This window comes from Roseivivax sp. (assembly GCF_054552075.1).
On the sequence record NZ_JBTOLZ010000002.1, the window covers coordinates 237,552 to 253,315 of the forward strand.

The following is a 15,764-nucleotide window of genomic DNA, read 5'->3' on the forward strand; positions in this document are numbered from 1 at the left end:
GGACCATGAGCGTGCCGAGGATCACCGACAGCCATTGTCACCTCGACTTTCCCGATTTCGACGAAACGCGCGACGCGGTCATCGCCCGCGCCCATGAGGCCGGCGTGCACCGCATGGTGACGATCTGCACCCGGCTGCGCCAGGAGCCGCAGGTGCGGGCCATCGCCGAGGCGAACCCGTCGGTCTTCTACGCCGCCGGCACTCATCCGATGAGCGCCGCCGAAGAGCCCCTGACCTCGGTCGAGGAGCTGGTGGCGCTGTCGCGGCATCCGAAGTTCGTGGGCCTCGGCGAAAGCGGGCTCGACTACCATTACACCGCCGAGAGCGCCGAGGTGCAGCGCCGCTCGCTGCGCATCCACATCGAGGCGGCGCAGGAGACCGGCCTGCCGCTGATCATCCACGCCCGCGACGCCGACGAGGACATGGGCGACATCCTCGAGGAGGGCTTCGCGAAAAAGCCCTACCCTTGCGTGATGCATTGCTTTTCCTCCGGCGCGCGGCTGGCGGAACGGGCGCTGGAGATGGATTTCTACCTGTCGATGTCCGGCATCGCGGCCTTCAAGAAGAGCACCGAGCTGCGCGAGATCTTCGCCAAGGCCCCCGCCGAGCGCATCCTGGTCGAGACCGACAGCCCCTATCTCGCGCCGCCGCCCTATCGCGGCAAGCGCAACGAGCCGGGCTATACCGTGCATACCGCCAAGGTCGGCGCCGAGGTCTTCGGCCTCTCCTACGCCGAGTTCGCCGCGCAGACCGAGGCGAATTTCGAGCGGCTGTTCTGGAAGGCCGCGGCCTGGGCGGAGGCGGCATGACGGGCGAGCTGCGTTTCACCATCCTCGGCTGCGGCTCCTCGGGCGGGGTGCCGCGGCTGGGCGGGCTCTGGGGCGATTGCGACCCGGAAAACCCTCGCAACGCGCGGCGCCGCTGCTCGATGCTGATCGAGCGCGAAACCGAGGTCGGCACCACGCGGGTGCTGATCGACACCTCGCCGGACCTGCGCGCGCAGCTCCTCGACGCGGGCGTCGGCGCGCTCGATGCGGTGGTCTACACCCATTCCCACGCCGACCACGTGCATGGCATCGACGATCTGCGGATGATCGTCTTCAACATGCGCGCCCGGCTGCCGGTCTGGGCCGATGGCGGCACCCAGGACAGTCTTTATTCCCGCTTCGGCTATGCCTTCGTGCAGCCCGAGGACAGCCCCTATCCGCCGATCCTCGACATGCACACGATCAAGGGCCCGATCGCCATCGAGGGCGCCGGCGGCAGGATCGAGCTGACGCCCTTCGAGGTCACCCATGGCTCGATCGACGCCCTGGGCTTCCGCGTCGGTGACCTCGCTTATCTGCCGGATGTCTCCGAGATCCCCTCCGAGGCCTGGACCGCGCTGCAGGGGCTCGATTGCTGGGTGCTCGATGCGCTCCGCCGCAAGCCGCATCCGACCCATGCCCATCTGGCGCAGTCGCTCGACTGGATCGCCCAGTCCGGCACGCGGCGGGCGGTGCTGACCAATATGCATGTGGATCTCGACTACGAGACGGTGGCGGGCGAGACCCCCGAGAACGTCACCCCGGCCTATGACGGCATGGTGATCCGCTATGCGCTCTAGCCGAGGCCCGCGGGGCTGAATGCAGGCGCTGCTCGACGTCATCCTGCCGGTCTTCATCCTGATCGGCGCGGGCTATGTCGCGGCCTGGCGGAAGGTCTTTCCCGAGCAGGCCGTCGACGGGCTGATGTATTTCACCCAGACCTTCGCGGTGCCCTGCCTGTTGTTCCGCGCGATCTGGACGCTGGACCTCGAGGGGTCGTTCAACGCGGGCCTGTTGATCAGTTTCTACACCGGCTCGATCACCGGTTTCACGCTGGGGCTTCTCGCCGGGCGCTACCTCTTCAAGCGCGACTGGGAGGATTCGGTCGCCATCGGCTTCTGCTGCCTCTTCGCCAATTCGCTGCTGCTGGGGCTGGCGATCACCGAGCGGGCCTTTGGCGCCGATGCGCTCGAGGCGAACTACGCCATCATCGCGGTGCATTCGCCGATATGCTACGGCATCGGCATCACCGCCATGGAGATCGCCCGCGCCCATGCCCATGGCGCCTCGGCCGCCGCCCTGCCCGGCAAGGTGCTGCGCGCCATGCTGCACAACGCGCTGGTGATCGGCATCCTCCTGGGCGCGGTCTTCAACATCTTCTCGATCGGCCTGCCGGGCCCGGTGGAGAACGCGCTCGACATGATGGTGCGCACCGCCCTGCCGGCGGCGATCTTCGGCATGGGCGGGGTGCTGATGCGCTACAAGCCCGAGGGCGATCTGCGGATCATCGCCTTCGTCTGCGCGGTGACGCTGGTGCTGCATCCGACGATCACCTGGACGCTCGGGACGAGCTTCGGGTTGAGCGTGGACGAGTTCCGCTCGGCGGTGATCACCGCGGCCATGGCGCCGGGGGTGAACGCCTATGTCTTCGCCAACATGTACGGGCGGGCGAAACGCGTGGCCGCCTCCTCGGTGCTGATCGCGACCGCGCTGTCGGTGCTGACGACTTGGCTGTGGCTGGCGCTGCTGCCGTGAGGGGGGGCTAGGGGGAGCGGCGCGGAAGGGGTGCAACGCTGTCCAAGGTCAGGGAAAAGCCGCGCCGAGATTGTAGTTCGCTCGGAGGTTAGGAGCGATCGCCAAGAACCAAGCGGACGCGGAGGGTAAGCCCCGGCCTCTCAACCCGCCCTTCCCCGCTTTCACCCCTCGCACCAGAGGGCGCGCGCCGGACCGGGGGCCGGCGCTGCCGATCTCTGAGCTGTGCGCTTTATCCCAGCGAGGTCAGGGCAAGCGATCAGCTATGCACGCCACTCCAAGGAGCGCCGGCCCATCGGGCCGGTCCGGCGCGCGCCCGGCACCTTCGGTGCTATTCGGGCGCAAGGGGGCGCAGGGCGTTCCAAGGTCGGGGGAGAATGACGGTGGGGATGCGGATTGCTCGGAAGATCGGTGTATCCGCTTAGGACCAGGCCGAAGCCGAGAGCAATCTCCCAACCTCTGCACCCGCCCTTTCCCGTTCTCCACCCTTCCCCACAGAGGGCGCGCGCCGGACCGGGGGCCGGCGCTGCCGCCCCCCTGAGCTGTGCGCTTTATCCCAGCAAGGTCAGGGCTAGCGTTCAGCTGTGCACGTCATCCCCAGGAGCGCCGGCCCAAGGGGCCGGTCCGGCGCGCGCCCGGCACCTTCGGTGCTATTCGGGCGCAAGGGGGTGCGCTGTGTGTGAATGGGGTGCGTCGTGTGTGACGGTGGGGTGGCGACTGTGAGGGGGAACTCACGGGCCGTGTGGCGCGCGCGTGAAGTCCTGAGGGACTCCTCGGCGTGTGCGCCCCCTAGTCCGCTCCAACCCCCCTCCTCGACCACGCCAACCACCCCCTCACCCGCACGCCTCCAACACCCCTTCCCCCACTCAGCAAAATTTTGCCGGGAACCTGCGGGCGAGTCTCACGTTTCTCACCCGGTGCCGATGCGCGCCCGACCCGACGGGTTTCTTAACCTCGGCCCGGAGGGCCGCGCGCCTCGGCACCGATTCATCCCGCCAGCCAGCAAGGACGCAGCCACCATGTCTATCTACGACGCCATCAAGGCCGACCACGCGCATCACCGCGAGCTCCTCGCCCGGATCGCCGACACCAGTGGCGACAGCGCGGAGCGGCAATCGGCCTGGCAGGAGTTCTTCTACGACGTGAAGAGCCATGCGGCGGCGGAAGAAGAGACCTTCTACTCCAAGCTGATGTCCAAGACCTGGGGCCAGGATTCGGCGCGCCATTCGGTCGAGGAACACGCCGAGATGGACGACCTCATGGAAGAGCTGAACGGCATGGACATGTCGAGCCCGGGCTGGCTCAACAAGTTCAACACGCTGAAGCACGACTACGAGCACCACATGGACGAGGAGGAAGACGAGGTCTTCGGCCGCGCCCGCGAGGTGATCCCGGAGGACGAGATCGAGGGCTACGGCCAGCGCTTCAAGGCGCGCAAGGCCAAGGAGCTGGGCCTCGTGGACGAGAAACGCGCGGATTCGCTCGAGGACTGAGACGCGGGGCGCGCGCGCCCTCGCCCGCCGAGACAACAAAGCCCCGGCCGCTCAGACAGGAGCGCCGGGGCTTTTTGTATGTGCCGCAAGAAAGCGCGCAGGATTTTCATAGAAATGGTGCTGAGTGGCGGGTGCAGCTCGAAGCCTCACCCGTTGGATTTCATGCGCGCTCCAGAAGCGGCGAGAGGCTCACCCCACGCAGCCCCGACAGACGCAAACCACCCGAGACCGAAGCACCGAAGCACCAGCGCTCCGCCCCCGCGGCCCCGCCTATTTCTTCTTCCGCCGCCGCGGATTGGCGAGCTCGGGGTCGATCTCATGCGCCACCTGCCCGTAGGCCAGGAGCGCAAAGAGCCCCGTCCCACCCAGCACGTTGCCCGCGAAGCTCGGCAGGATCAGCCCGAAGATCGCCTTCCCGGCGCTGATCTCGCCCGCCAGCATCAACAGGAAGGCCTCGGCGGAGCCCGCGATCACATGCGTGAACTCGCCCATGGCGATGAGATAGGTGAAGAGGAAGATCACGAAGATCTCGAACCCTTCCGAGGAAGGCAGCATCCAGACCAGCGCGGCGATGAAGAAGCCCGCCGGCACCCCGTATTTGAAGGCCTCGAAGGCGCTGTATTCGGCAAAATGCTCGGAGATCTTCATCATCCCGTCGACGTATTCGGGCACCACGGTGCCGCCATGCACGCTCAGGAAGGCGACCACGAAGGTGCCCACCAGATTCGCCGCGAAGACCACCGCCCAAAGCCGCATGGTGCAGGAAAACACCCTGGGCGAACGGTCCTTCAGCACCGGCAGGACCACGGTGATGGTGTTCTCGGTGAAGAGCTGCAACCGCGAGAGGATCACCAGGATGAAACCTACGGTGTAGCCCATGTTCTCGATCGGGCCCTGGAAGGCGTAACCCTCGAAGACCTTGTGCAGGATGCCCTCGGCCAGCACCGAGGAGGAAATCCCGATGCCGGCGGCGATGCCGGACCACCAGAGCGACCAGAGCGGGCGCTTCAGCTCCTCGCGGCCCTCCAGCGCCACGACCTCGTAGACCGCGCGGGGCGCCAGCGCCCGGTGCCGGGCGATCTGGACCGATTCCTCGTGCGAATAGCGCGGCGGATTGCCGTAGCCCTGCTTCAGCTCTTCCTCGGTCCTGTCGGTCATCACCTGTCCTCGTCAAAAAACCCGGTCCCGCAGCGCGGATACCGGGGTCATTCAGGACAGAACCCGGAAAACAGGCGGGAGGTTCCCGGCGACGCGGCGTCGCCTGCACCGATGTAAGGAGAAGAATGGTGCTGCTGGACAGGATTGAACTGTCGACCTCTCCCTTACCAAGGGAGTGCTCTACCACTGAGCTACAGCAGCCCGCCGCCGTTGCGGTGTGGGCGGGTCTCTAATGGCAAACCAAACGGGGTGCAAGCACGAATCTGGACCCTTTTTTGCGGCTCCTATAAAGACCCCCCATGGAGCAGAAACCCCCGCAGAAGCGCCCCGCCGAAAGTGGCCGCGATGACCGGCTGAAAGCCGCGCTCAAGGCCAACCTGGCACGGCGCAAGGCACAGGCCCGCGCCCGCACCGCGCGCGAGACGCAGGACGACAAGGACAAGGATTGAGGCCATGGATTCGATCGTCGTGACCGGCAACGGCCCGCTTTCGGGCGAGATTCCCATCGCGGGCGCGAAGAACGCCTGCCTGACGCTGATGCCGGCGACGCTGCTCAGCGAGGAACCGCTGACGCTGATGAACGCGCCGCGGCTCTCCGACATCCGCACCATGACGACGCTTCTGCAGTCGCTGGGCGCCGAGGTCACCGCGCTGCAGGACGGCCATGTGCTGGCGCTGTCGAGCCATGCGCTCGACAACCACAAGGCCGAATACGACATCGTGCGGAAGATGCGCGCCTCGATCCTGGTGCTGGGCCCGATGCTGGCGCGCGACGGCCACGCGGTGGTCTCGCTGCCCGGCGGCTGCGCCATCGGCGCGCGGCCCGTCGACCTGCACCTGCGCGCGCTCGAGGCGCTCGGGGCCGAGCTGGACCTGCGCGACGGCTATGTGCACGCCAAGGCGCCGGGCGGGCTCAAGGGCGGGGTCGTCGACTTCCCGCTGGTCTCGGTGGGCGCCACCGAAAACGCGCTCATGGCGGCGACGCTGGCCAAGGGCACCACGGTCATCAAGAACGCCGCCCGCGAGCCCGAGATCGTCGACCTGGCGCGCTGCCTGCGCGCCATGGGCGCCCGGATCGAGGGCGACGGCACCCATGAGATCACCATCGAGGGCGTCGACCGCCTCGGCGGCGCCACCCATCGCGTGGTCTCGGACCGGATCGAGCTGGGCACCTATATGCTCGCCCCCGCCATCGCCGGCGGCGAGGTCACCTGCCTCGGCGGCGAGATGCGCCTGGTCGAAGCCTTCGCCGCCAAGCTCGACGAGGCCGGCATCGAGGTCACCGAGACCGACCGAGGCCTGAAGGTCGCCCGCAAGAACGGCCGGGTGCAGGCGGTGGATGTGACCACCGAGCCCTTCCCCGGCTTCCCCACCGACCTGCAGGCGCAGATGATGGCGCTTTTGTGCACCGCCGAGGGCACCTCGGTGCTTGAAGAGAAGATCTTCGAGAACAGGTTCATGCACGCGCCCGAGCTGAGCCGCATGGGCGCGCATATCGACGTCCAGGGCGGCATCGCGAAGGTCACCGGGGTCGAGCGGCTGAAGGGCGCGCCGGTCATGGCGACCGATCTGCGCGCCAGCGTGTCGCTGATCCTCGCCGGGCTCGCGGCCGAGGGCGACACGGTGGTGAACCGCGTCTACCACCTGGACCGCGGCTATGAACATGTCGTCGCCAAGCTCTCGGGCGTCGGCGCCAAGATCGAAAGGGTCAAAGGCGAATGAGCGAAGACGCACGCTTCGAGGACGCCTCGGCGAAACCCTTGAACCTCGGGGCGATGGACCCCGACGACCTGGCGGTGCTGGCCGCGCTGGTGCAGGACGCGGTCCTGCCGGTGACCGAGATCACCTGGCGGCGGGGCCCGCGCCAGCTCGCGCTCCTGGTGAACCGGCTCCGCCGCGAGGAAAGCGCCGCGGGCGTCGAGCGGGTGCAGTCGCTCCTGGTGATCGAGAACGTGACCCGGGTGGCGAGCCAGGGCATCGACCGTTCGGACCGCGACACGGTGCTGCAGATCCTGACCGTGGAGTTCCACCCCGGCGAGGATGCCGCCGGCGCGGTCGAGATCACGCTGGCGGGCGACGGGGCGCTGCGCGCCGAGGTCGAGGCGCTGGAGCTGCGCCTCAAGGACGTCACCCGCCCCTATCACGCCCCCTCGGGCAAGCTGCCGCGCCACCCCGAGTAACCGAACAGACCGATCCGCGCCGCCCCGCCTTCGCCGCATGGGCGGGGCGATGCCACAGAGGATTTGCCATGCCCGTCTTCATCGACAGCCGCGACGCGGATTTCGAGGCACGTTTCCGGGAGCTGCTGACCGCCAAACGCGAGGACAGCCCCGATGTCGACGACACCGTCGCCGGGATCATCGCCGATGTGCGCGCCCGGGGCGATGCCGCGCTGCTGGACTACACCGCGCGCTTCGACCGGCTCGAGCTTGCGCCCGACGGCCTGGCGCTCAGCCGCGCCGAGGTCGACGCCGAGATCGCCAAGGTGCCCGACAGCGACCGCGCCGCACTGGAACAGGCCGCCGAGCGCATCCGCGCCTATCACGCCCGCCAGATGCCCGAGGACGCCATGTGGCAGGACGAGCACGGCGCGCGGCTGGGCTGGCGCTGGACGCCGGTAGCCGCCGCGGGGCTTTACGTGCCCGGGGGGCTGGCCTCCTACCCCTCTTCGCTTCTGATGAACGCCATTCCCGCCAAGGTCGCGGGCGTGGAGCGGCTGGCGATCACCGTGCCGACGCCCGACGGGGTCATCAACCCGCTGGTCATGCTGGCCGCCCGGCTCTCGGGCGTGGACGAGATCTACCGCATCGGCGGCGCCCAGGCGATTGCCGCGCTCGCCTATGGCACCGAGACCATCGCCCCGGTCGACAAGATCACCGGGCCGGGCAATGCCTTCGTCGCCGCCGCCAAGCGCCGGGTCTTCGGCCGCGTCGGCATCGACATGATCGCGGGCCCCTCGGAGATCCTGGTCATCGCCGAGGGCGAGGTCGATCCCGACTGGATCGCGCTTGACCTGATGAGCCAGGCCGAACACGACGAGAGCGCCCAGTCGATCCTGGTCACCCCCGACGCCGCGCTTGCCAAGGCGGTGGGCGAAGCGGTCGACCGCCGTCTCGAGACGCTGGAGCGTCGCGCCATCGCCGGCGCCTCCTGGCGCGACTTCGGCGCCATCGTGGTGACCCGCGACCTCGACGAGGCGGCGGCGCTGTCGAACCGGGTGGCGCCCGAGCACCTGGAAATCTGCACCACCGACCCCGAGGCGGTGGCGGGCAAGATCACCCATGCCGGGGCGATCTTCCTCGGGCCCTGGACGCCCGAGGCCATCGGCGATTACGTCGGCGGGCCGAACCACGTGCTGCCCACCGCCCGTTCGGCGCGCTTCTCCTCGGGGCTCTCGGTCCTGGATTTCGTCAAGCGGACGACCATTGCCCAGATGACCCCGGACGCGCTGCGCGCCATCGGCCCCGCCGCCGAGACGCTGGCCCGTGCCGAACGGCTCGAGGCGCATGGTCTCTCGGTCACCGCGCGGCTCCAGAAACTGAACTGAGGTCTTCTCCGCAACGCCGCATTGCCGCCGCCGGGCTTTGCCGCTAGGCAGGGCCACACGCCTGCGAGCGAGCCTGCCATGAGCCATATCGTTCACATCGACCTCGACGACGCCAACCTGCCTCCGCCGACCCCGGAGATCGAGCAGGAGCGCCGCGTGGCGATGTTCGACCTGATGGAGAGCAACAGCTTCGCCCTGCCCGCGCGGGGCGATGCGCCCGCGCCGGAAGGCCCCTTCCGGCTGGCGCTGTCGATCCGCGAGAAGCGGCTGGTCTTCGACGTCGCCGGAGAGACCGGTGGGCAGCTCGCGGAGTTCCACCTCTCGCTCTCCCCCTTCCGGCAGGTGGTGAAGGATTACTTCCAGATCTGCAAAAGCTACTTCGACGCGGTGAAGACCCAGCCGCCGAGCCAGATCGAAACGATCGACATGGCCCGGCGCGGCATCCACAATGAAGGGGCGCGCATTCTGCAGGACCGGCTGGAGGGCAAGGTGGAGATCGACGACGACACGGCCCGCCGCCTCTTCACGCTGGTCTGCGTGTTGCACTACGGGGGCTGAATGGCCGCCCCGCTGCCGCAATCGGTGCTGTTCTGCTGCGACCACAACGCGGTGCGCTCGCCCATGGCCGAGGGCATGATGAAGAAGCTCTACGGCACCGAGGCCTACGTGCAGTCGGCGGGGCTGATCCACGACCTCGACATCGACGGCTTCGCCATCGCCGTCTGCGCCGAGATCGGCGTGGAGCTGGGCCGCCACCGGGTTCGCGACCTGCACGAGATGGAGGAGATGGGCGAGGCGCTCTCCGGCTTCGACCTGGTCGTCGCGCTGTCCGAAGGCGCGCGCGACATCGCCGCCGAGATGACCGCGCGCCACGCCATCGCCATGGAATACTGGCCGATCCTCGATCCCACCGGCACATCCGGGCCGCGCGCCGAGAAGCTCGCCGCCTACCGCGCCGCGCGCGACCAGATCCACCGGGCGCTGACCGACAAATGGGGCACGCCATGAGCCGCGAGCGCCGCGAGACCGGGCCGCTGCCCCTGCTCAGCACCACCGCCGCGGCGGGGCTCAGGGTCGAGGTGCTGACCGGCGAGGCGCTGGATGCGGCGCTCGACGACGTGGCGCGGCTCAGGATCTCCGTCTTCCGCGACTGGCCCTACCTCTACGACGGCAGCGCGGGCTACGAGCGCGCCTATCTCGAGACCTACCGCCAGAGCCGCGACGCGGTACTGATCGGCGCCTTCGACGGCGCGCGGCTTGTCGGCGCGGCCACCGGCACGCCGATGGAGGACCACGCCGAGGATTTCGCCGCCCCCTTCGCCCGGACCGGGCTGCCGCTGACGGACATCTTCTACTGCGCGGAATCGGTCTTGCTGCCCGAGTATCGCGGGCTGCGCATCGGCCATCTGTTCTTCGACATGCGCGAGGATCACGCCCGGAGCCTCGGGCGCAGCTACGCCTGCTTCTGCGCGGTGCGGCGGCCCGACGACCACCCCTTGCGGCCCGCGGATCATCGCCCGCTCGGCCCGTTCTGGAAGAAGCGCGGCTATGCGCCCCTGCCCGGGGTCGAGGCCAGTTTTCGCTGGAAGGACGTGGACATGCCCGAGGAGACCGCGCATGTCCTGCAGTTCTGGATCCGCGAGCTGTAGCGGGTCAGCCCCGGGCCGGGCCGCGCGCGCGGATCAGCCCGCCTCGCGCCGCCGCGAACGGCGGCAGCGCTCCGAGCAATAGCGCACCTCGTCCCAGACCGAGGCCCACTTCTTGCGCCAGCGGAAGGGCCGCCCGCAGGTCGGGCAGGTCTTCTCCGGCAGCTCCGAGGTCTTGCGCATCTTGCCCATGGCGCGGGATCACTGGTCCTGGATCTGCACCGAGCCGGTGGAATTGCCGCCGGGCTCGTAGCCCTCTTCCTTGTAGTTCTCGAGCGCCGTGGCCTCGGTCTCGCCCTCGACCATCGAGGAGCCGGCGGTGTCGTCCCCGGCCAGCCCCGCCTCCTCGTCGCCCGCGGCGAGCGTCACGTAGATCACGAAGATCGTCAGCAGCACCACGCCGTAGATCAGCGCGGCCTTGATCCCCAAGAGCGAGGGACGGTGGTTCTGCTCTTGCTTCTCGACATTGGTATCGGGTGCGGACATCGACGGGGTCCCCTCTGGTCATCGGCAATCTGCCGCCGCGGTTTGGTTGCCGCGGGGCCGTTGCGGCAGTAACACTTCGCCGGATTTCCCGGTTCCGCGACGCCGGGGGTGCGGATTGACGCACCCGAGACCCGCCAACCACGAGGAGAGCTGCCGTGAAGGACGCCGCGCCCACCACGATTTACCTCAAGGATTACAAGCCCTTCGGCTATGTGGTCGAAGACGTTCACCTGACCTTCCGGCTCTCTCCCGGCGCCACCCGCGTGCTGAGCCGCATCCGCTTTGCCCCGAACCCCGAGGCCAGCGACCGCGACTTCTTCCTCAACGGCGAGGATCTGACCCTGATCGAGGCGAAGATCGACGGCGCGGTGGTAGCGCCCGCGATCAGCGCCGAGGGGCTGCGGCTCGAGGCGCCCGACCGGCCTTTCACCTTCGAGGCCGAGGTCGAGATCGCGCCCGACCGCAACACCGCCCTTGAAGGGCTCTACATGTCGAACGGCATGTATTGCACCCAGTGCGAGGCCGAGGGCTTCCGCAAGATCACCTATTACCCCGACCGCCCGGACGTCATGGCGACCTTCACCGTGCGGATCGAGGGCGATCTGCCGGTCTTGCTCTCGAACGGCAACCCGGGCGAAAGCGGCGCGGGCTTCGCGGAATGGCACGACCCCTGGCCGAAGCCGGCCTATCTCTTCGCGCTGGTGGCGGGCGACCTGCGCGCCCATCCCGGGCGTTTCACCACCCGTTCGGGCCGCGACGTGGAGCTGAACCTCTGGGTGCGCCCCGGCGACGAGGGCAAATGCGCCTTCGGCATGGAGGCCCTGAAGAAGTCGATGCGCTGGGACGAAGAGGTCTACGGCCGCGAATACGACCTGGATGTCTTCAACATCGTCGCCGTGGACGACTTCAACATGGGCGCCATGGAGAACAAGGGCTTGAACATCTTCAACTCCGCGGCGGTCCTGGCAAGCCCCGAGACCTCCACGGATGCGAATTTCGAACGTATCGAGGCGATCATCGCCCATGAATACTTCCACAATTGGACCGGCAACCGGATCACCTGCCGCGACTGGTTCCAGCTCTGCCTGAAAGAGGGTCTGACGGTCTTCCGCGACAGCCAGTTCACCGCCGACATGCGCTCGGCCCCGGTGAAGCGCATCGGCGATGTGATCGACCTGCGCGCGCGCCAGTTCCCCGAGGACCAGGGCCCGCTGGCCCACCCGGTGCGGCCCGAAAGCTTCCAGGAGATCAACAACTTCTACACCGCGACCGTCTACGAGAAGGGCGCCGAGGTGATCGCCATGCTCAAGCGGCTGGTGGGTGACGACGCCTATTCCAAGGCGCTCAACCTCTATTTCGATCGCCACGACGGGCAAGCCTGCACCATCGAGGACTGGCTGAAGGTCTTCGAGGATGCGACCGGCCGCGACCTGACGCAGTTCAAGCGCTGGTACGCGCAGGCGGGCACCCCGCGCCTGTCGGTGGAAGAGGCCTTCGAGGCAGGCACTTACACGCTGACCTTCACCCAGCGCACGCCGCCCACCCCGGGCCAGCCGGACAAGGCGCCGCAGGTGCTGCCGATCGCCGTGGGGCTCTTGAACCCCAATGGCGACGAGGTGGTGCCGACGACGCTTCTGGAGATGACCGAGGAGACGCAGAGCTTCACCTTCGAGGGGCTGTCGGAGAAGCCCGTGCCCTCGATCCTGCGCGGCTTCTCGGCGCCGGTGGTGCTGGAGCGCGCCTCCACCCCCGCCGAACGCGCCTTCCTGCTGGCCCATGACACCGATCCCTTCAACCGCTGGGACGCCGGGCGGCAGCTCGCCCGCGAGAGCCTGATCGCCCAGGTGACCGAGGGCGCGGCGCCCGATGCCGCCTATATCGAGGGCCTCGCCGCGATCGTCTCCGAAGAGGCGCTCGACCCCGCCTTCCGCGCGCTGATGCTCTCGGGCCCGACCGAGGCCGAGATCGCCCAGGTGCTGCACGAACGCGGCGTGACCCCGGACCCCGACGCGATCCATGCCGCGGTGGAGGCCCTGGGCCAGGCCAAGGCCAAGCGCCTCGCGCCGCTCCTGGCCGACCTCAAGGCCGCGACCACGGTAGACGCGCCCTATGCGCCCGACGCCGAGCAATCGGGCAAGCGCGCGCTCTGGAGCGCGGCGCTGGCGCTCGAGACCCGGCTCGACGGCGGCACGGCGGCCCGCGCGGCCTTTGCCGAGGCCGACAACATGACCATCGAGCTTTCCGCCCTGACCGCCCTGGTGCGCGCCGGCGACGACGCCGACGCGCTCGCCCGCTTCGCCGAGACCTGGGCGCAGGACCGGCTGGTCATGGACAAGTGGTTCGCCATGCAGATCGCCGCGACCGCGCCGGAAAACGCCCTGCCCCGCGCCAAGGCGCTGACCGAACGCGCGGATTTCGACCTGACCAACCCCAACCGCTTCCGGGCGGTGATCGGTGCCTTCGCGATGAACCACGCGGGCTTCCACCGCGCCGACGGGGCGGGCTATGCCTTCCTCGCCGACTGGCTGATCGCGCTCGACGCCAAGAACCCGCAGACCACCGCGCGGATTTGCGCGCCCTTCCAGAGCTGGCCGCGCTACGATGCCGACCGGCAGGCCAAGATGAAGGCCCAGCTGCAGCGCATCGCCGATACGCCGGGCCTCAGCCGCGACACCACCGAGATGGTCAGCCGGCTTCTCGCGGGATGAGCGGGGATTTTTTCCAGGGCAGCGCGGGAACCCCGACGCGGGGTTCCGCGTTGATCGCCGCAGGCTTCTATCGGTGGCATCTTGCCGCCGAGCTTGCGGCGGTTTTGTCGCTTCCCTTCCCCGAAGCGTCATGTCATGGAACAGTAACGCCACGGAACGACAAATGCCGAGCGACATGAAGGACCGCATCGATCCCCTCATCGAAGAGCGCGCGCCGTGGCTCTTCAGCGACCGGCTTGGCACCCGCCATGCGCGGCGGATCCTGAATCTGCTGCTCGGCTACCGGCGCACGATCGAGCTCGGCAACAGCTTCATCGACAGCCCCACCCCCGAGATCATGGGCACCATGGGCAAGATGCTGGCCCGCGACGTTGAGGTCACCGGCCTCGAGAACGTGCCGCGCAACGGCCCGGCGCTGATCGTGGCGAACCATCCCACCGGCATCGCCGACGGCATCATGCTCTACCACGTCCTGAGCGAGATCCGGCCCGACCTCTATTTCTTCGCCAACCACGACATCCTGCGCGTGCTGCCGCAGATGGAGGACATGATCGCCCCGGTGGAATGGCGCAAGGAAAAGCGCAGCCACGGCAAGACCCGCGAGACCATGGCCTATACCCGGGCCGCGGTGGACGAAGGACGCCTGGGGGTGATCTTCCCGGCGGGCCGCCTGGCCAAGCGCCGCGGCCTTTGCCTGCACGAGCGCGAATGGATGGGCTCGGCGGCGATGATCGCGCGGAAGTTCGAACTGCCGGTGATCCCGCTCAACATCCGGGCGCGGAACTCGGTGCTCTTCTACCTCTTCGACGTGATCCACCCGACGCTGCGCGACATCACGCTATTCCACGAGACGCTGAACAAGGGCCGCCAGCCTTACCGGATCACCGTGGGCGAGCCGATCTCGGCCGCGGCGCTCCCCGCGAAATCCGAGGACGGCATCGAGATGCTGCGCCGCGCGACGCTGGCGCTGGGGGGCCACCGGGCCCCGGCGGTGTCGCTTCTGGACAATTCCGCGCGGCCCTCCTGGCTGAAGGCGCTGACCGCGACCTGAGGCGGGGCGCCTGCTGGCCCCGCGCGATTTTCCCAGGATTTTCCGAAGGCTTGCGGGCGTGCGTTCATGCGCGCCGCGCGGCGTGCCCGCTCAGAGCCCCTCGCTCGGGCGCGCCGTCGGGCGGGTGGCGTGGATTGGCTGGCAATAGGTCTGCTTGCGCGTCCAGGCCATCATGTCGCCGCGCTTGGCCGAGGAATGGAAGGGTCCCCAATCGGCGGCCACCCCGCGCATCCCGTCGCTGACCACGCCGTCGCGCGCCACGGTGCGCGCCATGATCCTCAGCCCGCAGGAGAGGTTCGCCGAGCCGTCGAGCAGCGCCGCCCCGGTGTCGGCGCGGCAGCCATAGAGCCGCGCGGTCGAAGGCAGGATCTGCAAGAGCCCGTGCCAGCGCCCGCCGCCGCCGATCACCCGCGGGCGATAGGTGCTTTCGTGCCGCGCCAGCGTGGAGACGAGGCCCACCCAGAAGGCCTCGCGCTGGCGCCGGTCGGCATCGGGATAGGCCGGGCACCAGGCCGCGATGTCGGCGGGCACCACCTCGGGCAGCCGGCTGGCATGGCCGTTGAGCGAGGAGAGCACCGCCCGGGTCCAGACCGCGCGCTCGCCGGTCTTGCCCCAGCGCGCGTTGGGCAGCTTGTCGCGCCGCGCCTTGGGCCGGGAGGAGGCAGAGACCGCCTCGGGGCTCGGGTCCGGGCGCAGCGCCAGGGGCAGCGCCCCTGCCTGGGCAAGAAGCAGCGGCGCGGCGGGGGATGTGTCTTCGGTGAACGCGGACGTGGCGAAGCTGAGACCCGGCGTGGCCCGCGCAAGCGCGCGGCCTGTGTCTGTGGGTTCATCCGTCAGCGCGTCTCCCGCCGACGCCGCCGCGCGCCCGGCCGACACCTCCGTCCCGGAAACCGCGCCGCCCGCCGACACCTCGGCCCCGCCGACGCCGCCGCCAACCGTCGGCACATCCGCACCAGCCGCCATGCCCGCCGTCGCGCAGACGGCGGCGGCTCCTATCAGCGCCCTCAGATCCATGGCGCACAACATGCCGACAAAGCCCACCCCTCGGCAAGTCCCGGCCTCCGCGGGATCAGCGGCGAACCGCCGCCTCTTGCCCCTCGCCCCGCGCTATCTTACA

General features: G+C 68.9%; 17 protein-coding genes and 1 tRNA gene. 13 read left to right on the forward strand and 5 right to left on the reverse strand.

From position 1 onward, the window contains the following. The first annotated feature begins 5 nt into the window (after positions 1-5). The 4 genes from ACX938_RS02615 (at position 6) to ACX938_RS02630 (ending at position 4,051) form a co-directional block, all read left to right on the forward strand. Complete coding sequence (locus tag ACX938_RS02615; RefSeq protein ID WP_459429872.1) at positions 6-809, forward strand: TatD family hydrolase; 804 nt, start codon at positions 6-8, stop codon at positions 807-809. Beyond that, positions 806-1,606: an MBL fold metallo-hydrolase gene (locus ACX938_RS02620; RefSeq protein ID WP_459429873.1), complete on the forward strand. Its 801-nt coding sequence runs from the start codon at positions 806-808 to the stop codon at positions 1,604-1,606. Before ACX938_RS02615 ends, ACX938_RS02620 begins: the two co-directional genes overlap by 4 nt. Before the next feature lie 19 nt (positions 1,607-1,625). Further along, positions 1,626-2,561 (forward strand): AEC family transporter, encoded by a 936-nt coding sequence (locus ACX938_RS02625; RefSeq protein ID WP_459429874.1) that lies wholly within the window; start codon positions 1,626-1,628, stop codon positions 2,559-2,561. Positions 2,562-3,577: 1,016 nt separating this feature from the next. After that, entirely contained in the window at positions 3,578-4,051 is a 474-nt protein-coding gene (locus ACX938_RS02630) for a hemerythrin domain-containing protein (RefSeq protein ID WP_232752281.1), read from the forward strand. 270 nt (positions 4,052-4,321) lie between these two features. Here ACX938_RS02630 and ACX938_RS02635 read toward each other — a convergent pair whose 3' ends face one another. Both ACX938_RS02635 and ACX938_RS02640 read right to left on the reverse strand, forming a co-directional pair. Next, positions 4,322-5,209: a formate/nitrite transporter family protein gene (locus ACX938_RS02635; protein ID WP_459429875.1), complete on the reverse strand. Its 888-nt coding sequence runs from the start codon at positions 5,207-5,209 to the stop codon at positions 4,322-4,324. A gap of 126 nt (positions 5,210-5,335) precedes the next feature. Beyond that, positions 5,336-5,410, reverse strand: a tRNA-Thr gene (locus tag ACX938_RS02640). Between the two features lie 98 nt (positions 5,411-5,508). Between ACX938_RS02640 and ACX938_RS02645 the strand changes: the two genes are divergently transcribed. The 7 genes from ACX938_RS02645 (at position 5,509) to ACX938_RS02675 (ending at position 10,405) form a co-directional block, all read left to right on the forward strand. After that, positions 5,509-5,658 (forward strand): hypothetical protein, encoded by a 150-nt coding sequence (locus tag ACX938_RS02645; RefSeq protein ID WP_232752283.1) that lies wholly within the window; start codon positions 5,509-5,511, stop codon positions 5,656-5,658. A 4-nt stretch (positions 5,659-5,662) separates the two neighbouring features. Continuing rightward, the gene (gene murA, locus ACX938_RS02650; protein WP_232752284.1) at positions 5,663-6,931 is read left to right on the forward strand and encodes a UDP-N-acetylglucosamine 1-carboxyvinyltransferase; all 1,269 of its coding nucleotides are present in this window, start codon (positions 5,663-5,665) and stop codon (positions 6,929-6,931) included. Then, complete coding sequence (locus ACX938_RS02655) at positions 6,928-7,389, forward strand: DUF2948 family protein (RefSeq protein WP_232752285.1); 462 nt, start codon at positions 6,928-6,930, stop codon at positions 7,387-7,389. The genes murA and ACX938_RS02655 overlap by 4 nt, the downstream gene beginning before the upstream one ends. Positions 7,390-7,457: 68 nt before the next feature. After that, positions 7,458-8,756 (forward strand): histidinol dehydrogenase, encoded by a 1,299-nt coding sequence (gene hisD / locus ACX938_RS02660; protein WP_232752286.1) that lies wholly within the window; start codon positions 7,458-7,460, stop codon positions 8,754-8,756. A gap of 78 nt (positions 8,757-8,834) precedes the next feature. Then, the gene (locus ACX938_RS02665; RefSeq protein ID WP_232752287.1) at positions 8,835-9,314 is read left to right on the forward strand and encodes a UPF0262 family protein; all 480 of its coding nucleotides are present in this window, start codon (positions 8,835-8,837) and stop codon (positions 9,312-9,314) included. Further along, on the forward strand, positions 9,315-9,764 hold the full coding sequence (locus ACX938_RS02670) for an arsenate-mycothiol transferase ArsC (protein WP_232752288.1): 450 nt from the start codon (positions 9,315-9,317) through the stop codon (positions 9,762-9,764). It begins immediately after the preceding gene. Beyond that, positions 9,761-10,405: a GNAT family N-acetyltransferase gene (locus tag ACX938_RS02675; protein ID WP_459429876.1), complete on the forward strand. Its 645-nt coding sequence runs from the start codon at positions 9,761-9,763 to the stop codon at positions 10,403-10,405. The genes ACX938_RS02670 and ACX938_RS02675 overlap by 4 nt, the downstream gene beginning before the upstream one ends. 33 nt (positions 10,406-10,438) lie before the next feature. Here ACX938_RS02675 and ACX938_RS02680 read toward each other — a convergent pair whose 3' ends face one another. Beyond that, a complete protein-coding gene (locus ACX938_RS02680) occupies positions 10,439-10,594 on the reverse strand; it encodes a DUF2256 domain-containing protein (protein ID WP_232752290.1) in 156 nt (51 codons plus the stop codon). 9 nt (positions 10,595-10,603) lie between these two features. Beyond that, a complete protein-coding gene (locus ACX938_RS02685; RefSeq protein ID WP_459429877.1) occupies positions 10,604-10,888 on the reverse strand; it encodes a hypothetical protein in 285 nt (94 codons plus the stop codon). A 155-nt stretch (positions 10,889-11,043) separates the two neighbouring features. Here ACX938_RS02685 and pepN point away from each other — a divergent pair, with 155 nt between their 5' ends. Continuing rightward, the gene (pepN, locus tag ACX938_RS02690; protein ID WP_459429878.1) at positions 11,044-13,596 is read left to right on the forward strand and encodes an aminopeptidase N; all 2,553 of its coding nucleotides are present in this window, start codon (positions 11,044-11,046) and stop codon (positions 13,594-13,596) included. Between the two features lie 163 nt (positions 13,597-13,759). Continuing rightward, positions 13,760-14,647: a lysophospholipid acyltransferase family protein gene (locus ACX938_RS02695; RefSeq protein ID WP_459429879.1), complete on the forward strand. Its 888-nt coding sequence runs from the start codon at positions 13,760-13,762 to the stop codon at positions 14,645-14,647. 90 nt (positions 14,648-14,737) lie between these two features. Here the strand turns inward: ACX938_RS02695 and ACX938_RS02700 are convergent, their stop codons facing one another. Next, a complete protein-coding gene (locus tag ACX938_RS02700) occupies positions 14,738-15,661 on the reverse strand; it encodes a transglycosylase SLT domain-containing protein (RefSeq protein WP_459429880.1) in 924 nt (307 codons plus the stop codon). Between the last annotated feature and the right edge of the window lie 103 nt (positions 15,662-15,764).

Coding starts and splice junctions, on each gene's coding strand:
- ACX938_RS02615 (WP_459429872.1), top strand. CDS start 6: ATGAGCGTGCCGAGGATCACCGACAGCCATTGTCACCTCGACTTTCCC.
- ACX938_RS02620 (WP_459429873.1), top strand. CDS start 806: ATGACGGGCGAGCTGCGTTTCACCATCCTCGGCTGCGGCTCCTCGGGC.
- ACX938_RS02625 (WP_459429874.1), top strand. CDS start 1,626: ATGCAGGCGCTGCTCGACGTCATCCTGCCGGTCTTCATCCTGATCGGC.
- ACX938_RS02630 (WP_232752281.1), top strand. CDS start 3,578: ATGTCTATCTACGACGCCATCAAGGCCGACCACGCGCATCACCGCGAG.
- ACX938_RS02635 (WP_459429875.1), bottom strand. CDS start 5,209: ATGACCGACAGGACCGAGGAAGAGCTGAAGCAGGGCTACGGCAATCCG.
- ACX938_RS02645 (WP_232752283.1), top strand. CDS start 5,509: ATGGAGCAGAAACCCCCGCAGAAGCGCCCCGCCGAAAGTGGCCGCGAT.
- murA (WP_232752284.1), top strand. CDS start 5,663: ATGGATTCGATCGTCGTGACCGGCAACGGCCCGCTTTCGGGCGAGATT.
- ACX938_RS02655 (WP_232752285.1), top strand. CDS start 6,928: ATGAGCGAAGACGCACGCTTCGAGGACGCCTCGGCGAAACCCTTGAAC.
- hisD (WP_232752286.1), top strand. CDS start 7,458: ATGCCCGTCTTCATCGACAGCCGCGACGCGGATTTCGAGGCACGTTTC.
- ACX938_RS02665 (WP_232752287.1), top strand. CDS start 8,835: ATGAGCCATATCGTTCACATCGACCTCGACGACGCCAACCTGCCTCCG.
- ACX938_RS02670 (WP_232752288.1), top strand. CDS start 9,315: ATGGCCGCCCCGCTGCCGCAATCGGTGCTGTTCTGCTGCGACCACAAC.
- ACX938_RS02675 (WP_459429876.1), top strand. CDS start 9,761: ATGAGCCGCGAGCGCCGCGAGACCGGGCCGCTGCCCCTGCTCAGCACC.
- ACX938_RS02680 (WP_232752290.1), bottom strand. CDS start 10,594: ATGGGCAAGATGCGCAAGACCTCGGAGCTGCCGGAGAAGACCTGCCCG.
- ACX938_RS02685 (WP_459429877.1), bottom strand. CDS start 10,888: ATGTCCGCACCCGATACCAATGTCGAGAAGCAAGAGCAGAACCACCGT.
- ACX938_RS02695 (WP_459429879.1), top strand. CDS start 13,760: ATGCCGAGCGACATGAAGGACCGCATCGATCCCCTCATCGAAGAGCGC.
- ACX938_RS02700 (WP_459429880.1), bottom strand. CDS start 15,661: ATGGATCTGAGGGCGCTGATAGGAGCCGCCGCCGTCTGCGCGACGGCG.